The sequence below is a fragment of the Polaromonas sp. P1_G2 genome, from assembly GCF_056405515.1.
Genome location: NZ_JBFUBY010000819.1, coordinates 1 through 546, shown reverse-complemented (window position 1 = coordinate 546; position 546 = coordinate 1). Strand labels below are relative to the sequence as shown.

Sequence of the window (546 nt, the reverse complement as noted above, 5' to 3'; positions counted from 1 at the left end):
AAGCGGCCGGCTTCGCAGAGCCTGTCGGCGATATCGACATAGCGGTCGGCGGGATCGCATGTTGCTGCCTGGCGTTTGCGACGCGCCCAGGCGATTTCGAGCCCGGCCATGTCGAAGACCGCGAATGGCCCCATGGCCATGCCGAAACCTTCCATAGCAGCATCGATCTCGGCCGGGGAGGCGCCATCCTCGACCAGGAATTCCGCCTCACGCCGGTATGCGGAAAAGATGCTGTTGCCGATAAAACCCTCGGTGACCCCGGAGACGATCGCCAGCTTGCCGAGTTTCCTGGCGACAGCCAGACCGGTTGCCAGCACATCCGGCGCGGTTCTGGCGCAGCGCACCACTTCCATGAGGCGCATGATATTGGCGGGCGAAAAGAAATGCAGGCCGAGCATACGTTCCGGATGGGCTGTTGCGGCAGCAATCTGGTCCGGATCGAGATAGGATGTGTTGGTGGCCAGAATTGCATCTGGCCGGACGATGCCGTCGAGCTTGCGGAAAAGCTCGGTCTTGACGGTCATGTCGTCAAAGACTGCTTCGATC

At 61.4% G+C, this 546-nt stretch carries 1 protein-coding gene; it reads right to left on the bottom strand.

The features are described 5' to 3' along the window. Positions 1 to 524: 3-hydroxyacyl-CoA dehydrogenase family protein (locus tag AC1D0P_RS27790; RefSeq protein WP_477679678.1), on the bottom strand; the 524-nt coding region annotated here is incomplete at its 3' end. Between the last annotated feature and the right edge of the window lie 22 nt (positions 525 to 546).